16 protein-coding genes and 1 pseudogene are annotated in these 20173 nt (G+C 57.5%); 12 read left to right on the forward strand and 5 right to left on the reverse strand.

Translation table 11 applies throughout. The features are described 5' to 3' along the window. The first annotated feature begins 79 nt into the window (after positions 1–79). Positions 80–442 (forward strand): response regulator, encoded by a 363-nt coding sequence (locus tag HUU46_13265; GenBank protein ID NUM54609.1) that lies wholly within the window; start codon positions 80–82, stop codon positions 440–442. A gap of 3 nt (positions 443–445) precedes the next feature. Here the strand turns inward: HUU46_13265 and HUU46_13270 are convergent, their stop codons facing one another. Then, positions 446–1513, reverse strand: a complete 1068-nt coding sequence (locus HUU46_13270) for a Gfo/Idh/MocA family oxidoreductase (protein ID NUM54610.1) — start codon at positions 1511–1513, stop codon at positions 446–448. Positions 1514–2072: 559 nt separating this feature from the next. On the opposite strand from HUU46_13270, the gene HUU46_13275 reads away from it, so the two are divergent. The 10 genes from HUU46_13275 to HUU46_13320 all read left to right on the forward strand — a co-directional run bounded on the left by HUU46_13275 (position 2073) and on the right by HUU46_13320 (position 14667). Further along, on the forward strand, positions 2073–2219 hold the full coding sequence (locus HUU46_13275; GenBank protein NUM54611.1) for a hypothetical protein: 147 nt from the start codon (positions 2073–2075) through the stop codon (positions 2217–2219). 119 nt (positions 2220–2338) lie between these two features. Next, positions 2339–3805, forward strand: coding sequence for a glycosyltransferase (locus HUU46_13280; protein ID NUM54612.1), 1467 nt, complete (start codon positions 2339–2341; stop codon positions 3803–3805). 116 nt (positions 3806–3921) lie between these two features. Further along, positions 3922–4650, forward strand: coding sequence for an ABC transporter ATP-binding protein (locus HUU46_13285; GenBank protein NUM54613.1), 729 nt, complete (start codon positions 3922–3924; stop codon positions 4648–4650). Next, positions 4647–6341: a hypothetical protein gene (locus tag HUU46_13290; GenBank protein ID NUM54614.1), complete on the forward strand. Its 1695-nt coding sequence runs from the start codon at positions 4647–4649 to the stop codon at positions 6339–6341. The genes HUU46_13285 and HUU46_13290 overlap by 4 nt, the downstream gene beginning before the upstream one ends. 332 nt (positions 6342–6673) lie before the next feature. Further along, a complete protein-coding gene (locus HUU46_13295; protein NUM54615.1) occupies positions 6674–7063 on the forward strand; it encodes a hypothetical protein in 390 nt (129 codons plus the stop codon). Between the two features lie 563 nt (positions 7064–7626). Then, positions 7627–8265, forward strand: a complete 639-nt coding sequence (locus HUU46_13300; protein NUM54616.1) for a CerR family C-terminal domain-containing protein — start codon at positions 7627–7629, stop codon at positions 8263–8265. Further along, positions 8258–9946, forward strand: a complete 1689-nt coding sequence (locus HUU46_13305; protein ID NUM54617.1) for an efflux transporter outer membrane subunit — start codon at positions 8258–8260, stop codon at positions 9944–9946. Before HUU46_13300 ends, HUU46_13305 begins: the two co-directional genes overlap by 8 nt. Before the next feature lie 10 nt (positions 9947–9956). Continuing rightward, positions 9957–11129 carry an efflux RND transporter periplasmic adaptor subunit gene (locus tag HUU46_13310; protein NUM54618.1) on the forward strand — a complete coding sequence of 391 codons (1173 nt, stop codon included), beginning with the start codon at positions 9957–9959 and terminating at the stop codon, positions 11127–11129. After that, positions 11126–14275 (forward strand): multidrug efflux RND transporter permease subunit, encoded by a 3150-nt coding sequence (locus tag HUU46_13315; protein NUM54619.1) that lies wholly within the window; start codon positions 11126–11128, stop codon positions 14273–14275. The genes HUU46_13310 and HUU46_13315 overlap by 4 nt, the downstream gene beginning before the upstream one ends. Next, a complete protein-coding gene (locus HUU46_13320; GenBank protein NUM54620.1) occupies positions 14272–14667 on the forward strand; it encodes a YjbQ family protein in 396 nt (131 codons plus the stop codon). Before HUU46_13315 ends, HUU46_13320 begins: the two co-directional genes overlap by 4 nt. Positions 14668–15682: 1015 nt before the next feature. Here the strand turns inward: HUU46_13320 and HUU46_13325 are convergent. The 3 genes and pseudogenes from HUU46_13325 to HUU46_13335 all read right to left on the reverse strand — a co-directional run bounded on the left by HUU46_13325 (position 15683) and on the right by HUU46_13335 (position 17299). Next, the gene (locus tag HUU46_13325; protein ID NUM54621.1) at positions 15683–16078 is read right to left on the reverse strand and encodes an ankyrin repeat domain-containing protein; all 396 of its coding nucleotides are present in this window, start codon (positions 16076–16078) and stop codon (positions 15683–15685) included. A gap of 180 nt (positions 16079–16258) precedes the next feature. Further along, positions 16259–16912 (reverse strand): hypothetical protein, encoded by a 654-nt coding sequence (locus HUU46_13330; GenBank protein NUM54622.1) that lies wholly within the window; start codon positions 16910–16912, stop codon positions 16259–16261. Between the two features lie 132 nt (positions 16913–17044). Next, a pseudogene (locus HUU46_13335) lies at positions 17045–17299 on the reverse strand (prepilin-type N-terminal cleavage/methylation domain-containing protein). 515 nt (positions 17300–17814) lie between these two features. Between HUU46_13335 and HUU46_13340 the strand changes: the two are divergent. Next, entirely contained in the window at positions 17815–18999 is a 1185-nt protein-coding gene (locus HUU46_13340; protein NUM54623.1) for a Gfo/Idh/MocA family oxidoreductase, read from the forward strand. Here HUU46_13340 and HUU46_13345 read toward each other — a convergent pair. After that, positions 18992–19471: a hypothetical protein gene (locus tag HUU46_13345; GenBank protein NUM54624.1), complete on the reverse strand. Its 480-nt coding sequence runs from the start codon at positions 19469–19471 to the stop codon at positions 18992–18994. The two genes, HUU46_13340 and HUU46_13345, sit on opposite strands and share 8 nt — an antisense overlap. Positions 19472–20173 lie beyond the last annotated feature (702 nt).

Genomic DNA, 20173 nt, shown 5'->3' on the forward strand with positions numbered 1-20173 from the left:
GATTCTATGCACGCCGCCGGAACAAGTCAAGAATGATTGTCCGTGCGCATGGTATGCTATCGGGTGGAGGTAAGGTCAAATGGCCCTGATACTTGTCGCGGACGACCACGAGGACACGATCGCCGCATTGTCGGCAGAACTCGAGGCGGAAGGGCACAAGGTCATTTGCGTGTCGTCGGGCGCGGATGCGTACGAGCGGGTCCTCGCGGACGGCCCCGGCGCGGTGTTTCTGGGGCCGGCGCTTGCGATTCACGACGGGTACGAGACGTGTTCGATGCTGAGGGCAGACCCGGACGTGCCGGAGCGATTGCCGGTACTGCTCCTCGGCGACACTGACTTGGACCGGCGGCGAATGGAACGGGCGGGCGCGACCGGATCGTTTCCGCGAGAGCACGGATCGGCCGACGTGCGCGAACTGCTCAGTCGAATCCTGTCCGCGTGATCCTCACGTGGCTTTGATGGGGACCTCCGCGTTCGTTCGGCTGGACTCATAGATGGCGTCGATAATCTGCTGGACGCGGAGGGACTCTTCCGGCTTCACCCGCACCGGGCGGTTCCGCTCGACACATTCGGTGAAATGGCGAATTTCCATCCGGTGACCGCTTTGCGGCGGCAGCCAGTCGAAGCGGGTCGTTGTCAGCGAGCGGTTTTCGTATCCATAGAGGCCGAGGGGGCTGGTCGAGATGCCGGCCTTGTCGCCCAGAATGGAAACGCCGCTGCGTTCGTTTTCGATATTGGCGGCCCAGGACACTTCCATCGTCAACGTGATATCCCGTTCGAAGCGGACGTAGGCGGACGCGTAGTCTTCCACGTCGAACTCTTTTCTATCGTAGGGTTCCCCCCACTCGGCGTTGCACAGGTCTTCGCGATCGCCGAACATTCGGTATACCTTGCCCGACGCGGCGATGGGCTTGGGACACCCCATGAGCCAGATCGCGAGATCGAGAACGTGGACGCCAATATCAATGAGAGGGCCGCCCAACGATTCTTTGGCAATGTGGAACTTGCCCCAGCCCGGGATTCCGCGGCGGCGCAGGTAGGTGGCGTTGGCGGAGTAGATCGTGCCAAGCCGGCCCGCGTCGATTACTTCCTTGAGTTTTTCGGAATCCGGCTCGAAGCGCATGAATTGCGCAACCATCAGCTTACGCTTGTTCGTTTCGGCGGCCTGAATCATCGCGCGGCATTCGGCGCTGTTCATAGCCATCGGCTTTTCGACGATGACATGCGCGCCGGCCTTTAGCGAGGCGATTGTGATCGGCGCGTGATGTCTGTTCTGTGTGCAGACGTCGATGATGTCGTATTTGTCATCGGCAAGCATCTTCTTATAGTCGGTGTGAACGACGCGGGCGCCATACTTCGCCGCCATTTCGTGCGCGCGCTCGGAAACGATGTCACAGACTCCGATCAGCTCGACGCGGCCTTCCGCCTCGAGCTCTTGCCAGTTCGGCAGGTGTTTTTCGTCGGCGATTGCGCCAACCCCGATGACCCCAACCCGCAACTTCATCTTGGCCATGTACGTTTCTCTCCCACGCGTAAAGAATTGTGTCACGCCCAAAAACGGTACACGGAGAATCTACCCGGGAACCGGCCACGAAACAACTTGGGGCGCAGACGGGGTTCCCGGGAGACGTTTGCGCGCTGCCAAAGGCGACGGCGGCGGCGTTGGGGACACGCGTAAAACACGTACAGTCAATACTTTACATGAATAGAAAATCTAGAATGCATTAGTCCGTTCGGCGTCCCTGGAATCCGCCGTTTGGCATTTTTTGTAATGCAGGTCGAGGAGACTGGTAGTTACGATTAGCAGGGATCGTCAGCCCCCAAGGGCATGACCGTTGGAGCAGTTTGGCACAAGATATTGTATTGAGTTTTTGTAAATGATGGTGTATACTCAAACCGACGCGAACAAAGTGGGTGCGTCAAGCGGAATGGGAGAAAGGCCAGACCCAACCTGTCACAGCATCCCGTGAGCAGTCGGCCTTGCATTGAATGCAGGAGGCGGTTGCGTCTTCGGGTAGTAGGAACACGTTGACGTAATGGCCCTTTCAAAAAACCTAGGAGGTTAACGCGACATGAAGCACATCAAGGCCCTGAGCAAAGTGAATCCGAAGACGGCGTTCAGTCTTCCCTCGTTCGACAAGAGCGGGAAGCCGTGCGACACGATCCTGAAGACGCCGGAAGAGAAAGACGAGAAGAAGAACAACAACCAGACTGCGTAACGGCTGCTTAATTGCGGTTGATTTGTTGGGCGCCCCTGGCTCACGCCGGTGGGCGCTCTTGTCTTGTCCGGCCGGCGTGTAGTTAACGACCGATGCTGCGGGTCTGTATTTTGGGTCTGATGACGCGAATCGCGTGGATGCCGCATATCGTTTCCGCGTTCCAGGAACGCTGCGAAGTTCGCACGGCAGGTCCGGTGGCCCACGACATGTTGCGAGATTCATGGCCGGGAGAATGGCCGCCTCGCGGACACATCGATTGCGATCTTTCGCAGCTTTCCAGTCTGTTTGACGTGCTGCCGGACGGTTGGACGCCACAACTTGTGGTGGCGGTTTCCGGCGGCGGCGTGCCGCTGCTGGCGAGTACGCACGATCTCCCCTGCCCCACCGTCTTTTACAGCGTCGATACGTGGCAGTGCTACATGGATTACCGCGAGGCGCTGCACTACGACGTCGTATTCGCGGGACAGCGGGCTTATGTGCCGCTGCTGCGCGAAACCGGATCGCGTCACGTGTATTGGCTACCGATGGCGTGCAATCCGAAAGTACACCGCCCGGTGGATGCCGAAAAATCGCACGACATCGTATTTGTTGGCGGTACATCCGAACCGGTGCACTGGCAGCGGGCGAGGTTGCTCGAAACGCTGCAATCCCGGTTTGACGTTTTGGCACGCGAGCGAGTGTACGGCGAGGAGATGGTGACGACATTCTCGACGGGCCGCGCCGCGTTCAACCATTCGGCGGTGCAGGACGTCAACATGCGCATCTTCGAAGCGCTGGCGATGGGCTGCGCGTTGCTGACGAACCGCGACGCGGAACGAAATGGCTTGTCCGATTTGTTTACGGATGGCGAACACCTGCTCATGTATGAGGAAGAAGCAGACCTAATTCGCAAGGTGTCCCAATTGTTGGGCGACGAAGCGTTGAGAGAACGGCTTGCGGCCAACGGCAGGGTGAACGTATTGGAGCGCCACACATATGGGCACCGGGTGGAAGCGATACTGCGAACGGTTCACGAATTATGCCGCGGCTTTCCGTTTGATCGTGAAGGTCCCGCCTTACGGCACGATCGGTTGGACGAGTACATACCTTACGGGGCCAGGTCCGTTCTCGATATCGGGATGGGGCTTCGCGTCACGAAGTACAGCGTTGCGCGGCGTGGCATCGAACGTTTGGATGGGTTCTCGGAAGACGAGGCGATGCGGCTCAGACGCGCGGGTTCGTTCGACGTGGTGATGGGCGAACTGAATGATTCGTCCCGTGGGGTATACGACGTTGCCGCTATCGAGTCCGATTTCGCGGCGGAGCACTTCATCCGCACCGCGTGGACCTGTCTCGTCCCCGGAGGCACATTGCTTTTGCGATGCGATCCGGCTGTCCTCACGAATGGCGAGCCACTTGACCATTGGCTGGTTCGCCGCGACTTTCATCTTGTCCAACGCATTCGAACGGACGACAATCTGACGATAGTTGCCGCACGCAAGCGAACGAAACGGCTGCACGAAATCGCGCGGGAAGTGTGTGACCGGCTGCGCGTGCCGGGCGTCACTGCCGAGGCGGTGACCGCGTTGTTGCATCCGGATTGGTAGTGGTGCAACGCCGACAATTCGATTCGGAGCGAGCGGAAGTTTAGGCTGGAACTATGGACGCGGCGCCGCGCGTTTCCTGGGCGGCGGCAGCCGCGGCGAACCTGAGGCAGCAAGGCATGATACAGACCGAGAACTTGAGTAAGCGGTTCGGGAACAAGGCTGCTGTCTCTTCGCTGAACATCGCGATTGGACAGGGTGAGTTCTTCTGCTTTCTGGGACCCAATGGGGCGGGCAAGACGACCACAATCAAGATGCTGACGGGGCTGTTGAAACCCAGCGAGGGCAGGGCCCTCTTGGGCGGCTTCGACATTCAGGCGGATCCCGTGAGGACCAAATCCATCCTTGGTTACATACCAGACACGCCTTTCCTCTACGACAAACTGACCGGCCGCGAGTTCATGCGGTTCGTGGCGGGATTGTATCAGCTTCCGAAATCCGCGCTGAACGGGCGCAGCGAGGAACTGCTCGAGTTGTTCGAGGTCCGTCACGTGGGCGATCAGCTCATCGAGAACTACAGTCACGGCATGCGGCAGAAGCTGTCGTTCGCCTCGTGCTTCCTGCACGAACCGAAGATTATCGTTGTGGACGAGCCGTGGGTTGGACTCGATCCAAAGAACATACGCTTTGTGAAGGAGTATCTCAAGCAGAAGACGCGCGAAGGTCTTACGGTTTTCATGTCCACGCACACGCTGAGTCTTATAGAAGACGTTGCGGACCGCATCGGGATCATTCACCAGGGTAAATTGCTTCACACGGGCACGATTGAGGAGACGCTGAAACTCTCCGAGAACCCGGGTTCGCTCGAGGACGTATTCCTGGAAATGACGAAAGGCGAACTGGAATGACGCGCGCGGGCGCCATTCTGTGGGCGAAGACGCGGATCGGCGTGAACCAGATCGCGTCGGTGCGGCACGAATCGAAATTGAAAGTGGCGGTGGTATCGCTATCGGCGGTCGCGCTCTGGTTCGGCGCGTACGTGGCGTTTTGGGGCGCGTTTCGCTGGTTGAAGCAGTACGAAGTCGACGCGTACCAGCCCGGGTTTGGCATCGGCGAAATGATCATGTCGCGGATGCTTTCGCTGTTCGCGTTGGCGCTGTTTTTTATGCTGCTGTTTTCGAACACGCTGATTGCGTTCTCGACGCTGTACAAGGCGCGCGAGAATGCGTATCTCGTGCAGGCGCCGATTCCGTGGTGGGAGTATTTTCTCGCGCGGCTTGTCGAATGCGTCGCGTTCAGTTCGTGGGCGACGGCATATCTTGGGTCGCCGATGATGCTCGCGTACGGCATCATCGAGGGCGCGCGCTGGCCGTTCTATATTGCGGCGGTGGCGTACTACGTGCCATACGTCACACTTCCCGCCGCGATGGGCGCAATCATCGCAATGACGCTGGTGCGCATCTTTCCGCGCCTGCCCAGAGGCAGCATGATAGCCGTTGGAATCATTGCGGTCGTGTGCATGTTCCTGTACGTGCGTGGCAATGTGTCGGTCGAGCAGCTTGCGAACCCAAACTACGAGACCATCAAGCAGACGCTAAACCGCACGCAGTCGTGGATACTTCCGAGCTATTGGGCGGCGCACGGCGTGTTGGCGGCTTCGGTTGGCGAGTTTTCGGAGTCGTGGTTCTATTTCCTGCTGTTGTTGTCCAACGCGTTGATGGTCCTTCTGGTGGCGGCGACCTTCGCGAACTATGTCTTCTATCCCGGCTGGTCCGACCTTCTGGGCAACGACATGAACCGAAAGACGCCGCCGGGACGCGGCTGGGTAGGGCGGATTGACGGGTTTCTTCGGTGGTTGTGGGAACCACACCGCGCGCTGGTGATAAAGGACGTGAAGCTGTTCTGGCGGGATACGACCCAGTGGTCCCAGTTCGTGATCTTCTTCGGGATCATGGCGGTGTACATTGCGAGCCTTCGCGATCGGTCTTCGGTGGCGGACTCGGCGTTTTGGCGCACCGTGATCATAAGTCTGAATATTGGCGCGTGCACGCTAATCCTCGCTACGCTGACGAGCCGCTTCGTCTTTCCACTGATTAGTTTGGAAGGCCGGCGCTTCTGGGTCGTCGGTCTCGCGCCGCTGACGTTTCGCCAGCTCATGATGCAAAAGTTTTGGCTGAGCGTATGCACGACGTCGGTATTCACGATCAGCCTCGTGATTCTCTCGTGTTACATGCTCCGTGTGGAACCGATCTTTTTTGCTCTCGCGCTTTACAGCATCGTCATTACCAACTTTGCGTTGTCGGGTCTTGCGGTGGGACTGGGAAGCCTCTTCCCGAATTTCCAGGAAGACAACCCGGCGCGCATCGTGTCCGGGATGGGCGGCACGCTAAACTTTTTGTTGAGCATGGCCTACATCACCGTGATCATTGGCACGCAGGCCACGGTCATGGTCGCCCATCAGCTCGGGGTGTTCCCGAACGAGCAACAGTTCAATCGCGTATTCGCGGCGGTCGTAGCGGGGATGGCCTTTGTGAGCGTCTTGGCGTCGTACATACCGATGCGGCTTGGTTTGCGGAATCTCGAACAGAGCGAGTATTAGTTCAGTTCTATTACTTAGGCAGCCACAGCCGCTCGCGTTGCTTGGTCTCGAAGCCAGAGAGTCGATTACGATTACGAATCTTCATAAGGCGTGGCTTCTCCCAAACGAATGCAGATTCGTGGACCGAATGGACGGAATGGACAAGATGGACGGCATTTGAGACGAATGCCGACAATCGGTCCCGAGTCGTTATGAAGAGATTTTTCCCTGCGATTATGAAAACTTGAGCGGTGCGCTTTCAGCGCGCGGTGATAGGGGCGTAGACATTTTCCAGGGGCGATGCCCCTGGCTAGGGTTGCGTTGCGCCTTCGGCGCGCGGGATGAATTGTGCGTTGCCGCAACAGTCGTCATGGGGCCTTATCGGGGCAACTGGAAACGATGAGAATGCAATTTCAGATTTGAAATCTCATATTTCAAAGCAATACGAGCAGGAAGTCTTAACGGTCTGCTTTCGGAAGAGTCGTCGTGCCCATATCGGGGCAACTGGAAACGATGAGAATGCAATTTCAGATTTGAAATCTCAGAGTTCAAAGCAATACGAGCAGGATGTCTTAACGGTCTACTTTTGGAATAGTCGTCGTGCCCATATCGGGGCAACCGGAAACGATGAGAATGCAATTTCAGATTTGAAATCTCAGAGTTCAAAGCAATACGAGCAGGATGCCTTAACGGTCTATTTTTGGAATAGTCGTCATGCCCTTTCGGGCACCCAGAAACCTTGAAATGCAATTTCAGATTTGAAATCTCAGAGTTCAAAGCAATACGAGCAGGATGCCTTAACGGTCTGCTTTCGGAATAGTCGTCGTGCCCATAGCGGGGCAACTGGAAACGATGAAAATCCCATTTCAGATTTGAAATCTCAGAGTTCAAAGCAATACGCGCAGGATGCCTTAAAGGTCTATTTTCGGAGCAGTCGTCATTCCCTTTCAGGCACCCAGAAACCATGAAATGCAATTTCAGATTTGAAATCTCAGAGTTCAAAGCATTACGAGCAGGATGTCTTAAAGGTCTATTTTCGGAGCAGTCGTCATGCCCTTATCAGGGCAACCGGAAACGATGAGAATGCAATTTCAGATTTGAAATCTCAGAGTTCAAAGCAGCACGCGCAGGATGCCTTAAAGGTCTGCTTTCGGAACAGCACGATCACGAAGCGCGAAAACGCAGCGGGATAATATCTCAAATTGCTTAATCCCATCGTATCTTTAATTATTTCAATGCTTTACATGGCTTGACTTTTTCGGAACGCGTGTATTAAACTGATGTTCTAAACGAATGTTTGAAACATATGATTGGATCAATTGCTGCCTACGCCACACCGGACCGAATTATGGACGTTGCGGGAGAGCTGTTTGCGGAGCAGGGCTTCCGGCAGACGAGCATACGGGACATTTGCGCTCGGGCCAACGTCAACCTGGCGGCGGTGAATTACCACTTCCGCGACAAGGACGGTTTATACGAGGCGATACTGCGGCGTTCGTTAGACCGTTGCGTAAACAGCTATCCGATAGCGGACACGGAGGGAACGGCGGAAGAACGCCTGGGCGCGTTCGTGCGCATGTTTCTGATGAGGATACTTGGCGAAGGCCAGCCGGCGTGGCACGGGAAGCTGATGGCGGCGGAATTGGCGAACCCGACCGGGGCGTGGTTGAAGCTGGTGGAAAGCGTGGCGCGCCCAACGCATAACGTCCTTCTTGGAATTATTCGCGATTACATGAATGTTACGGCAAACACGCCACAGATAGAAGCGATCACGTGCAGCATTCTGGGGCAATGCCTGTTCTATCGCCACTCACGTCCCGTGGCGGAACTGCTCGGCGTCCCGGTGCCGGCGAGCGAAGCGGAGATCGATGCGCTCGCGCGACATATTACGCAGTTCAGCCTGTCGGGGCTTGCCGGAATTCGACAGGTGCATACGGATGGCTAGGTGGCCATTCCCGCTGATTTTGGTGCTATCCGTGGCGGGATGCGCGGTCGGACCCGATTACACACCACCCGAGGTCAGCGTCGCATCGGCGTGGCATGCGCCGTCCGAAGGCGGAGAGACCAACGCGGCTGCGGACGTCACCAACTGGTGGAAGGTATTCGGGGATGAAGCCCTAAATGCGCTGATCGCCGAAGCATCGGTTTCGAACTTCGACGTACGCATCGCGGAGGCGCGCGTGCGCGAAGCGCGCGCGGCGCGCGGGATAGTGCGCGCGGATCTTTATCCGAGGCTCGACGTGTCGGGTTCGTATCGTCGCCAGCAATTGACGAAACCGGATGCGGCCGAGCCTTCGGTGAGTTTCGGGGGCGGCGCAAACGATTTCTCGCTTTCGCGCAGCACAACGTTGCGCACGGGAGATTTTACGTTCAACTCCTCGTCGTCCGCGACGCGCTTGAGCGCGCTGTTGTTTGGCGGAGGCGGTTCGCAACAGGTTGACCAGGGCGGTCAAGGCGGTGTGCAGGGCGGCGGCGGTTTCTTGAAGCCGTTCCAGAACCGAAACATTTCGTTTTCGCCCGACAGTCAGCCATCGTTCGACCGCACGCAGGATTTGTATCAGGCGGGATTCGACGCGACGTGGGAGTTGGACATTTTTGGCGGGAACCGGCGCGCGGTTGAGGCGGCGAACGCGGATATTGAAGCATCGGAGGAAGGCCGACGCGACGTGCTGGTGTCGCTGCTGGCGGAGGTTGCCCGGAACTATCTGACGTTGCGCGAGGCGCAGTCGCGTCTCGGGATTGCCCAGGAAAATATTGCGGCGCAGCAAGGGTCTGTCGATCTGACTCAGTCGCGCTTCGACGCGGGATTGACGAGCGAGCTGGATGTATCGCGGGCGCGCGCGCAATTGGCGACGACTCAGTCTCACGTGCCGGCGCTGGAGAACATTATTGCGTCGACCCTCTATCGGCTGGGCGTGCTGCTGGGGAAGGACCCGGCCGCGCTGTATGACGAATTGAGCGTGGAAAGTCCCCTCCCTCCCACGCCGCCCGAGGTACCGGTCGGCGTGCCGTCGGATTTGTTGCGCCGCCGCGCGGACATACGCCGCGCCGAGCGCGAGTTGGCCGCGGCGACCGCGCGGATCGGGGAGGCAACGGCCGATTTGTTCCCAAAGTTTTCGCTTACGGGCAATTTTGGGTTCCAGAGCGACAACGCGAACGACTTTACGATCGGCGCGAACCAGGTGTGGGGATTCGGCCCGTCGGTTCGTTGGCCGATCTTTGACGCGGGACGCATCCGCGCGAACATCGAGGTGCAGAACGCGCGGCAAGAACAAGCGCTGATTGGGTATGAGCAGGCTGTGATCGGATCGCTCGGAGACGTCGAGACAAGCCTGGTTGCCTATGCAAAGGAACAGCAACGTTACGCATCGCTCGATACGGCGGTGACTTCCGAGAAGCGCGCGGTGGAATTGGCGAACGAACGCTACACCCGCGGATTGAGCGATTTCATCAACGTGCTTGATACGCAACGCGCATTGTATCTCGCGCAGGACCAGTTGGTGCAGAGTCAAACCACCGTACTGCTTAACCTCGTAACACTGTACAAGGCGCTTGGCGGCGGGTGGGAGTCGTTCGAGACGGCCACGGCGCCGCGGTCCACGAGCGAGTCAACCGAGCAAGGATAAATCAGAGTCCATGCAATCGAAGATTCTTACGCGCGCGGCCTCGTTGTTTTTGGCCGGGTTCGTTGGCGTCGCAGCTTTGGCAGCGCAAGGGCCGCCGAGCGGCCCTCCCCCGCCGCCCGACGTTTCGGTGATTACCGTGCAACCGCGGCTGGTACCGGTGACGTTTTCGTATTCCGGCGTTACGGCGGCGTCAAAGACCGTAGAGATACGCGCGCGCGTGCAGGGATATCTCGAGTCCCGCGAATTCGAGGAAGGTGCGCTCGTGAAAGAAGGCACGCGCCTATTCACGATCGATCCACGGACATTCGAAGCTGACACGGAGATCGCGGGTGCGCGCGTCGAGCAGGCGGAGGCGCGGCGCAAACTTGCGGACCAGGAAGTGAAGCGCATGAAATCGGTAACGCTGCCGGGGGCTGTCGCCGCGACGGACATCGACAGCGCAGATGCCGAACTTGCAGAGGCGACCGCATCACTTCGATTGGCGAAGGCAGAACTGGCGAAAGCGGAACTCGAACTGAGTTACACGAAGATCGACGCGCCGCTGACGGGGCTTATCGGCAAGGCGCAAAAGGAGATTGGCAGTCTCGTTGACATTGGCGAGAACAGCCTATTGGCGGTGATGCACCAAGTCGAGCCGATCTATGTGAGCCTGCGGGTGGCGGAGCGCGATTTCCTTGCGTGGCGGAACGAATCCGAGAGCGGCGCGTTAGTAAAGATCGACGGCCATGAGCCGTACATGGAGATTACGTTGAACGATTTGTCCACATACGAGAAGCGTGGGACGATCAATTATCTCTCGCCGGATTTGAGCATGGAAACCGGCAGTTACGAAGTACGCGCGGCGTTCGAAAACCCAGATGTGAAGTTGCGGCCCGGACAATTCATCAAGGGACATATCAAGGGATGGGCGCGGCCGAACAGCATCACGGTGCCGCAGCGCGCGGTGAACCAATCGCCGCAGGGGTCCTTTGTGTACATTGTGGGCGACGACAACATAGCGCAGCCGCGACCGGTGGAACTTGGGCACTGGACGGGCGCCGACTGGATCGTCCTTTCGGGGCTTTCCGGCGGCGAGCGAGTCATCGTTGAAGGCTTAACGAAGGTCCGGCCCGGCAGCGAAGTGAAGCCAGGGCCGTCGCCGGATCAACCCACTGAACCGAGATCCAACCAGGCAGCACCGTGATTTCACGATTTTTCATTGATCGTCCTGTTTTTGCGTCGGTGATATCGATCATCATCGCGCTGTGCGGAGTGGTGTCGATCACGATGCTCCCGATCGAACAGTCGCCGGAAATCACGCCGCCGACGGTGGACATCACGGCGCGGTATCCCGGCGCGAACGCGGAAGTCGTTGCGGAATCCGTCGCGACGCCGATCGAGCAGGAACTCAGCGGTATCGAGAACCTTCTTTATTACCAGTCGCAGAGCGCAAATGACGGCAGCCTGGCGATTACGCTGACGTTCGAGATTGGATGCGACCTCGATATCGCCGCCGTTGAAACGCAAAACCGGTTGAAGCGCGCGGAACCGCGCCTTCCCCAGGAGGTGATCCGGCAAGGCATAGCCGTCAACAAGCGGTCGAACAACATACTGGGCGTGGTGGCACTGAATTCGACGAATCCGAAACACACCGATCTCTACCTCAGCAACTACGCGACAATTTATATGGTGGATGCGTTGAAGCGCGTGCCGGGGGTCGGCGATGCGCTGATTTTCGGCGGCAAAGACTACTCGATGCGCGTGTGGTTGAACCCGCACAAGGTGTCGGCGCGCGGGATGACGGTGACGGAAGTGGCGGACGCGATACGCGAGGAAAACGACCTGTACGCCGCGGGCCGCATCGGCGCTCCGCCGAACTCGGGCGAAGTGGAACTGACCATCCCGGTGATTACGCGGAGCCGGCTCGACGATCCCGCGGAGTTCGAGAACATCATATTGAAGGCGAACCCGGACGGATCGACGGTCCGCGTGAAGGACGTTGGCCGCGTCGAGCTGGGATCGTTCAGCTACGATTCGTTTGGACGGTTGAACAGCAAGCCGACCACGTTTGTGCTGATCTTTTTGCAGCCGGGCGCCAATTCCCTGAGCACGATGAACGGGCTGCGCGATCAGTTGGAGATTCTGAAGCAGTCGTTCCCGGAAGGCGTTACATACGATATACCGTTCAACACGACCAAGTTCGTGCGCGTTTCGATCGAGGAAGTCGTGAAGACATTCCTCGAAGCGACGGCGCTTGTGGTGTTGGTGGTGTTTGTTTTCCTCGGAAGCTGGCGCGCGACGATCATCCCGCTGCTGGCGATACCGGTGGCAATCATCGGCACGTTCACCGGCATGTTGGTGATGGGCTTTTCGATCAACTCGCTCACGTTGTTCGGATTGGTTTTGGCAATCGGTATCGTGGTGGACGATGCGATTGTCGTGGTGGAAAACGTGGAGCGAATCATGCACGAAGAGGGCCTTGCGGTGCGCGAGGCGACGATCAAGGCAATGGAGCAGGTGACCGGGCCGGTCATCGCGATTGTGCTGGTGTTGACCGCGGTGTACTTGCCGGTCGCCTTTCTCGGCGGCATCACGGGCGTGATGTTCCGCCAGTTCGGCATCACGATCGCATTCTCGGTGATGATCTCCGGCCTCGTGGCGCTGACGCTGAGTCCCGCGCTGTGCCGACTGCTGCTTCGCCCCAACCACAACAAGCTATTTCTCTTTCGGTGGTTCGATCGGCTTTTTGCGCGCACCACGCGCTTCTACACCGGGACCGTGCGGCTTGTCATTCGGTACGGGGTAGTTTCGCTCGCGGTGTTCGGCGTCGTCATCTATGCAACATACGACTTGTTCCAACGCGTACCCAGTTCGTTCATTCCGCAAGAGGACCAGGGATACTTCCTCGTAGTGACCATGCTGCCGCAGGGCGCATCGCTCGAGCGCACGAGCGCGGTGATGAGCAAGGTCGAGGAATTCCTGTTGCAGCAGCCGGAAGTGGAAAAGGTCGTGACGCTTGGCGGCCAGGATTTTCTTGCGGGCCGGTCGCCGACAACGAGCGCCGGCGCGATGTTTGTGAATTTGAAGGATTGGTCGGAGCGCAGGTCGCCCGGATCGCACGTGAATGCATTGGTTGGGCGCGTGTTCGGCGCGTTTGGAAACCTTCAAGAGGCGACTGTCCTTGCGTTCAATCCACCGGCGATTCGCGGGCTTGGGTTCCGCGCGGGGTTCGAGATGCAGCTTGAAGGGCGCGGCGACAGCGACATTCGTAAACTGGGCGAGATATCGAACGCGTTCATGGCGGAACTCCAAAAGGACCCGATGCTGAGCGGAATTTCGGGCGTGCTCAACCTGACGCAACCGCAACTGTTCGTTGACGTGGATCGAGATCGCGCGAAGACGCTGGGGTTGCCTATCAACCGCGTGTACGAGAGTCTGCAGGCGTACTTGGGTTCGTTGTACGTTAACGACTTCAACAAGTATGGGCGCATCTACCGCGTCCAGGTCCAGGCGGAACCGCCGTACCGCCGGACGCCGGACGATCTTGGACGAATCTACGTGCGCAATAATTACGGAGAGATGGTGCCGTTGTCGGGCGTGCTCAACACCCATTTCCAGTCCGGGCCGAACGTCGTGAGCCGGTTTAACAGCTACCCCACGGTTCAGATCACGGGCGCACCGGTGCAGGGCATCAGTACGGGGCAGGCATTGGCGCGGATCGACGAGATTGCGGCTTCGGCGCTGCCGGATGGGTACGGTATCGATTGGAGCGGTGTGTCGTATCAAGAGCGCAAGGCGGGCAACCAGGCGCCGTATATCATCCTTTTTGGATTGACGATTGTGTTTCTGGTGCTTGCGGCGCAGTACGAAAAGTGGTCGCTGCCGTTCGCGGTCTTGCTGGCGGTCCCGTTCGGCGCGTTGGGCGCGGTGTTGGCGGTATACTTGCGCAGCTTCGTTGGCGACATTTCGCGCGATATCTATTTCCAGATTGGCCTGCTGACGCTGGTCGGGTTGTCCGCCAAGAATGCGATTTTGATCGTCGAATTCTGTTCCGCGCTGCACGAGAAGGGGATGGGCATCGTGGAGGCGGCGTTGGAAGCGGCGCGGCTGCGGCTGCGGCCGATTGTGATGACGTCGCTCGCATTCATTCTTGGCGTGCTGCCGTTGGTCGTGGGGCAGGGCGCGGGCGCGGGCGGCCGGCATTCCATTGGGACCGGCGTTATGGGCGGAATGTTGGCGTCAACATTCCTGGCGATTCTGTTTGTGCCGTTGTTCTTTACGCTAATCGAACGGTTGACCGAGCGAATCCGCGCACCGAAGCGCGCGTCGCTGCAGGAAACAATTTCATGATCGAACTCGATATATCGACGTCCGAACACTGCCAGTTTTTGAATATCGACCATCGGGTGCAGCAGGCCGTGGAGGAATCGGGCGTGACGGACGGCGTGTGCGTGGTGGTCGTGCCGCACACGACGGCGGGAATCACGATAAACGAGAATGCCGATCCGGATGTCGTGTGCGATATGAAGTTGATTTTGGAGCGCGTGGCGCCGTGGGAAGGCGGTTACGCCCACGCCGAAGGCAATTCCGCCGCGCACGTCAAGGCCAGCATGATGGGAAACAGCGTGCAGGTCATCATCCGCAACGGTCGGTTGCAGTTCGGGACGTGGCAGTCGATCTACGTTTGCGAGTTCGATGGCCCCCGCAGTCGGAAGGTGTGGGTACAGGTTGCACCGGCGTAGGCTTAGAGCGATTCAAGAGCTTGCGTAGCCACAGGCGCGCGCATTGCTCGGTCTCGAAGCGAAATATGCGATTACGATTACGAGTCGTCGTGAACAGAGTTTCTGCTGAGATTATGAAAACTTGTGCGGTGCGCTTTCAGCGCGCGGTGATAGGGGCGTGGACATTTTCCAGGGGCGATGCCCCTGGCTAGGGTTGCGTTGCGCCTTTGGCGCGCGGGATGAATTGCTTTCGGACACCCGGAAACGATGAGAATGCGATTTCAGATCTGAGATTTCATATTTCAAAGCAACACGAGGTGGATGTCTTGAAGGTCTATTTTCGGAGTAGTCGTCATGCCCTTTCGGGCATCCAGGAACCATGAAAATGCAATTTCAGATTTGAAATCTCGTATTTCAAAGTAACACGAGCTGGATGTCTTGAAGGTCTATTTTCGGAACAGTCGTTATGCCCTTTCGGGCATCCAGAAACCATGAAAATGCAATTTCAGATTTGAAATCTCGCATTTCAAAGCAACACGAGATGGATGTCTTGAAGGTCTATTTTCGGAACAGTCGTTATGCCCTTTCGGGCATCCAGAAACCATGAAAATGCAATTTCAGATTTGAAATCTCATATTTCAAAGTAACACGAGGTGGATGTCTTAAAGGCCTATTTTCGGAGCAGTCGTCATACCCTTTCGGGCATCCAGAGACCATGAAAATGCAATTTCAGATTTGAAATCTCATATTTCAAAGTAGCACGACCTGGATGTCTTAAAGGTTACTTTTCGGAACAGTCGTTATACCCTTTCGGGCATCCAGAGACCATGAAAATGCGATTTCAGATCTGAAATCTCATATTTCAAAGTAGCACGAGCTGGATGTCTTAAAGGTCTGCTTTCGGAGCAGGAAGGTTACGATTACAGGATCGATTGTGGCGGCCACGTAATTCGAGCAGTTGACGTAGTTGTACATAGGTCGAAATGACTCTCCGCATCAGGCGGTTTGTGAAAGAAGCGTTGGACACATCGACAGGTCATTGGGGCGGCGCCAGGAGATCGATCACATCCTTGCTGACTCCAGACACTTCGGCCGCTTGCGCCGGGGTTGCTCCTTCGTCGTCCAGCAGAGTTGGGTCGGCGCCCTTTTCGAGCAGCAACTTGACCATCTCGACGTTTCCCTTGGAGGCTGCGACGTGAAGCGGCGTTCCGCCGCCGGCGCCGACTTCGGAAATCAAGGCCGGTGTCGCGTCGAGCAGGCTGGCAACCTGATCCGCGTCGCCGTTCGCGACTGCGGCGAATAACTGCGAGGCGGGATCAGTCGGCGGCTCGGCATCTTTTGGGAGCGCCGCGGATCCTGTGCAACCGGAGACGGCCAGCAGCAGACCAACACCACCGACAATACATATGCAACAGCGCATCGTTGTGCTCATTAATGCTTAGCTCCCATTCCGAATTGTGCGGCACTTTTCGGTCTACTCCGCAGACGGATTGTTCGCGGCAGCGTGACGGGGGGGCCTGCCCCGGACGGGGATTCAGTCACGAGTACTGTCCCCGCCCGAGGCGTTTTGCCGCACCCAAGTTAAGTCCTTTTCACGCCGGAGAGGGACTATCTACGGCCCGAGGGAATTGTTGTCGCGATGCGCTTCCGCTGTCATTGCGTAAGCCTTCGATCCCGTGGGCTGCGGATATTTCGCGAACTCTACGTGTCCATCCATGTACAGCACATTCGCGCCGCCGGGTACGTGGTTCCAACTGTTTGTGTCGTACAGCGCGCCGCCATTGGTGTACGAGTTGTCCCACATGATTGCGGCGTCCGTCTGGGCTTTGGCCGACCCGGCCGGGTTGTTAATGTCGGTGATCACAAAGCGTTCGATACCTTCGCGCAGGCGCATTGCCGTCACCTGGCGTCCGGACGAGGGCATCGTAAATTGTGCATCCTTTTCGCGGTGCTGCACCCAGCCGCGACCGTTCGGGCACCCGGCGGCGCGGCAGTCGAGCGAATTGGAGGTCGCCGGATTGCTCAGGAACGCGACGTTCGAGTTGAACACTTCGTTGAAGTCCGCGGGAGTGCTGAACCACGAGCCATCAATGAAGTAGCCCCAATAGTTATAGGACCAATAGCCGCCGTGGTAGTAGCAATGTAGCGCGGGCGTATACGTCGCGGGATTGCAGTAGTCGTTTGCGGTACCCGAGTAGACCTTGTTCTTGACCAAAGCGTCATCCGAGGTGTTCCATCCGGGCCCAATTGTTCGGTGCAGTTTCATTCCCGGATTGACCCAGGTGTAGTTCGGCACCTTTGAGCGCGGGTAGTCGCCATCGGATGGACAGAATTGAATTTGCAGGTCTGTCACGTATTCGGGGTAGAGTTCCTCGAGTTCGTAGGCGCGCTCGAGGGTAGCGCCCCAACCTGTTGCCGCTAGGTTGAACGTGTTCCAGAAGCGCGTGCCGCGCCGCGGAAAGACCTCGCCTTTGCTCTCGTTGGAGAACATTTTGAAGATGATTCCGTGCTGCTTGAGGTTGTTCTGGCAGGAGGCGCGGCGTGCCGCTTCGCGAGCGCGTGCAAGCGCGGGTAGTAGAATCGCAGCGAGGATGGCGATAATCGCGATAACGACCAAAAGTTCGATCAGAGTAAAACCGCGGTTCTTAGGCATGATATGACTCCCAACTGTTACGCATGAGTTACGACACGATAGTCGATACAGTCCCGCATGGAGACGCACGTCGAAAACTGCCTTACATCAAGTCGTTACTGCCTGTCAGTCGAGAACGCTTGTTTGCCTTGGAGCACCTCCTTTCCGTCGATAGTTGCTCGCTCCACTTGCGCGGGGCTGAAAATGATGTTCCGCGCATCGAGAGCAGGTAGCGGTAGGATCGGCACGGCAAGACGCGATCCAAGGGGTAGTTTCTGCACCAGTGGCGCAACTGAATCCCCATTCGCAAATCTGAGAAGTGCCGACCTTGCGCGTAGCAATTTAGCACTGGTAACTAATATTGTCAAGAGGCTTTGCCGTAGTTCAGTAGTATTCGACGGAGAGTCTATACCTGACAGTCGCGCAAAAACTGAGAACGCCATGCTTGATTGGCGAAGTAACGGGATGAAATGCTTGGAGCATTCGATACTACTGCGGGAGACTTGGACATGTTGCAGCATGATGAATCGACAGGAATTGAACGCCGCGCATTTCTGGCGGCGGCGACACTGGCACTTGCGGGATCGGCGATTTCGGCAGGAGCGATCGAGGATGTCATCGGTGTCATCGAGCCGTGGACACCGGTGTCAGACGCGAAGATTCGCATCGGAGTCGTGGGCGGCGGGTTTGGGTGTTCGTTTCATTGGCATCAACATCCAAACTGTGTGGTGGAAGCTGTCAGCGACTTAATTCCGGAGCGGCGCGATCGGCTCGTTCAAACGTTTGGGTGCGGCAAGACGTACGAGTCGCTTGAGAAGTTAATACTCGATCCGGCGATTGACGCCGTGGCGCTGTTTACCGGCGCGCCGGACCATCCGCGGCACACCAAGTTGTGCATGGAGGCGGGCAAGCATGTGATCAGCGCTTGCCCGGCGTGCTTGACGCTCGAGGACGCGGCGATGTTGAAGGAACTCAAAGAGCGTACGGGCCTTATATATATGACGGCGGAGACGTCGTATTACCGGTGGGAGACGATTACGGCGCGACGGATGCACGCGGCGGGACTGTTTGGCGATTTGGTGTACAGCGAGGCCGAATACTATCACCCGATGAACCAGGCCGAGCGCGACGCGTTGTGGTACCGCGACGGCAAGCGCACGTGGCGATATGGATATGCGCCCATGCTCTACCCGACGCACTCGACGGCGTTTCTCGTGGGCGTTACGGGCGATCGTTTGACGAAGGTGTCGTGCATCGGTTGGGGCGACGACGACCCTGCGTTGAAGGACAATGTGTACGACAATCCTTTTTTCAACGAAACGGGGATGTTTTTGACGGACAAGGGCAAGCCGTTCCGGTGCAACGTGGGTTGGAAACTGAACGCTCATGGCGAGCGCGCACAGTGGTTCGGCACAAAGGCGGCGCTTTACATGCCCGGGTCGGGTGGGCAGCCGTACGCGATGCAATTGCCCGATAAGACGATTGCGGAACTACCGAATTATTTTCAGATGCTTCCCGAGTCAATGCGCAAGGACACGGGCCATGGCGCGTCGCATCCGTTCCTCACGAATGAGTTCATTATGGCGCTGTTGGAAAAGCGGGAACCGGCCACGAACCTGTACGAGGCGTTGGCATTCTGTGTGCCGGGAATCGTGGCGCACGAATCGTCGAAGAAGGGTGGCGAACAGTTGAGCATTCCGAGTTTTGACAAGGTCAATTGACGCTTAGGCCCGCAGAAAGTATCGCGTCAAGAAGCGCATTGGATACTGGGAATCTGCCGTTTCGTCGGTACTCTTGAAACTCGACGTGCCCATCGGCGAAAAGCACGTTACAACCCCGTGGGCGATGACGGAATACAGGAGTATTGTTGTCCAAGTTCGCGGGACCAACCTTGTCCCACATTACGGGAACTCCCCGCACCTTCATCGGGCCTGGAGGCATATCCCAAAGGTATCGCTCCGGAGCGACCCGAAGCCTCTGGATCGATCGCCCGCCACCGGTACCGATGCCCTGTGCAACCGGAATATTGTTTTCAAGGCGATCGGCAAGCACCCGTGCGTACTCCAACGAGGGCTTGCTCATATACCTTGTGTTGAGCAACGGGAGCACTTCCCGCAATTGCGCGGAAAGTAACGCATCATCAACGCCAAACGGGGCGTAACCATTTGCCAAATCCGCTGGGTCGTCGGACACGAAGGTGTAACCCAAGTACTGGAAACTTGCGTCCCCTCGCGTTGGTATTCCAGCATACTTGCAGCCGTCCCGGATGACATGAATATCAGGAAACTCATTCGCTGGGCATCGAAGTACTTCCCAATCGGATAAGTACTCAGGGAACACGTTCGGTGGGTTCGGGGTAAGGTTAATGCCTTCGTCAGCTCCGCAGTCGTCTCCCAGCGCCCTCGTCTGTATACCTTCCACAAGCCAAGGGTCCGGACCTTGTACCCTTGGCAGGAGGTCATTCCATTCCGCGCCGTACATCTTGAATATGAGGCCCTATTGTTTGAGCGTACCCTGGCACGAGGCGCGGTTTGCCGATTCGATGGAGCGTCTAAACGCGGGCATTAGAATCAGTAACGATAGCACGGCAATGGTCAGAATGGCGGCTAACGTGGCGCACCCAGGTGAGACTGTTCTGCCTTCGTTCATACTCAGACGTTCCCTATCAGATAGGTTTCCTCTGCGACGGCATCCCATGCATTTTACACGGATTGAAGAATCGCGACACTACTTCCGATGTGAGGAACGCGCGCCAAATTCCGCCAACGACAATAACGCCACTCTGCGTGTCGGGAAGGAGGCTTCGGCGGGAATTGATGGCAACGTCAGCGAACAGGATATATGGTCCGTGTAAGAACAGTCTTGCCCATTTCCATCTGCCATTTCGCATATCAC

Source organism: Candidatus Hydrogenedentota bacterium, assembly GCA_013359265.1.
Classification (GTDB): domain Bacteria; phylum Hydrogenedentota; class Hydrogenedentia; order Hydrogenedentales; family SLHB01; genus JABWCD01.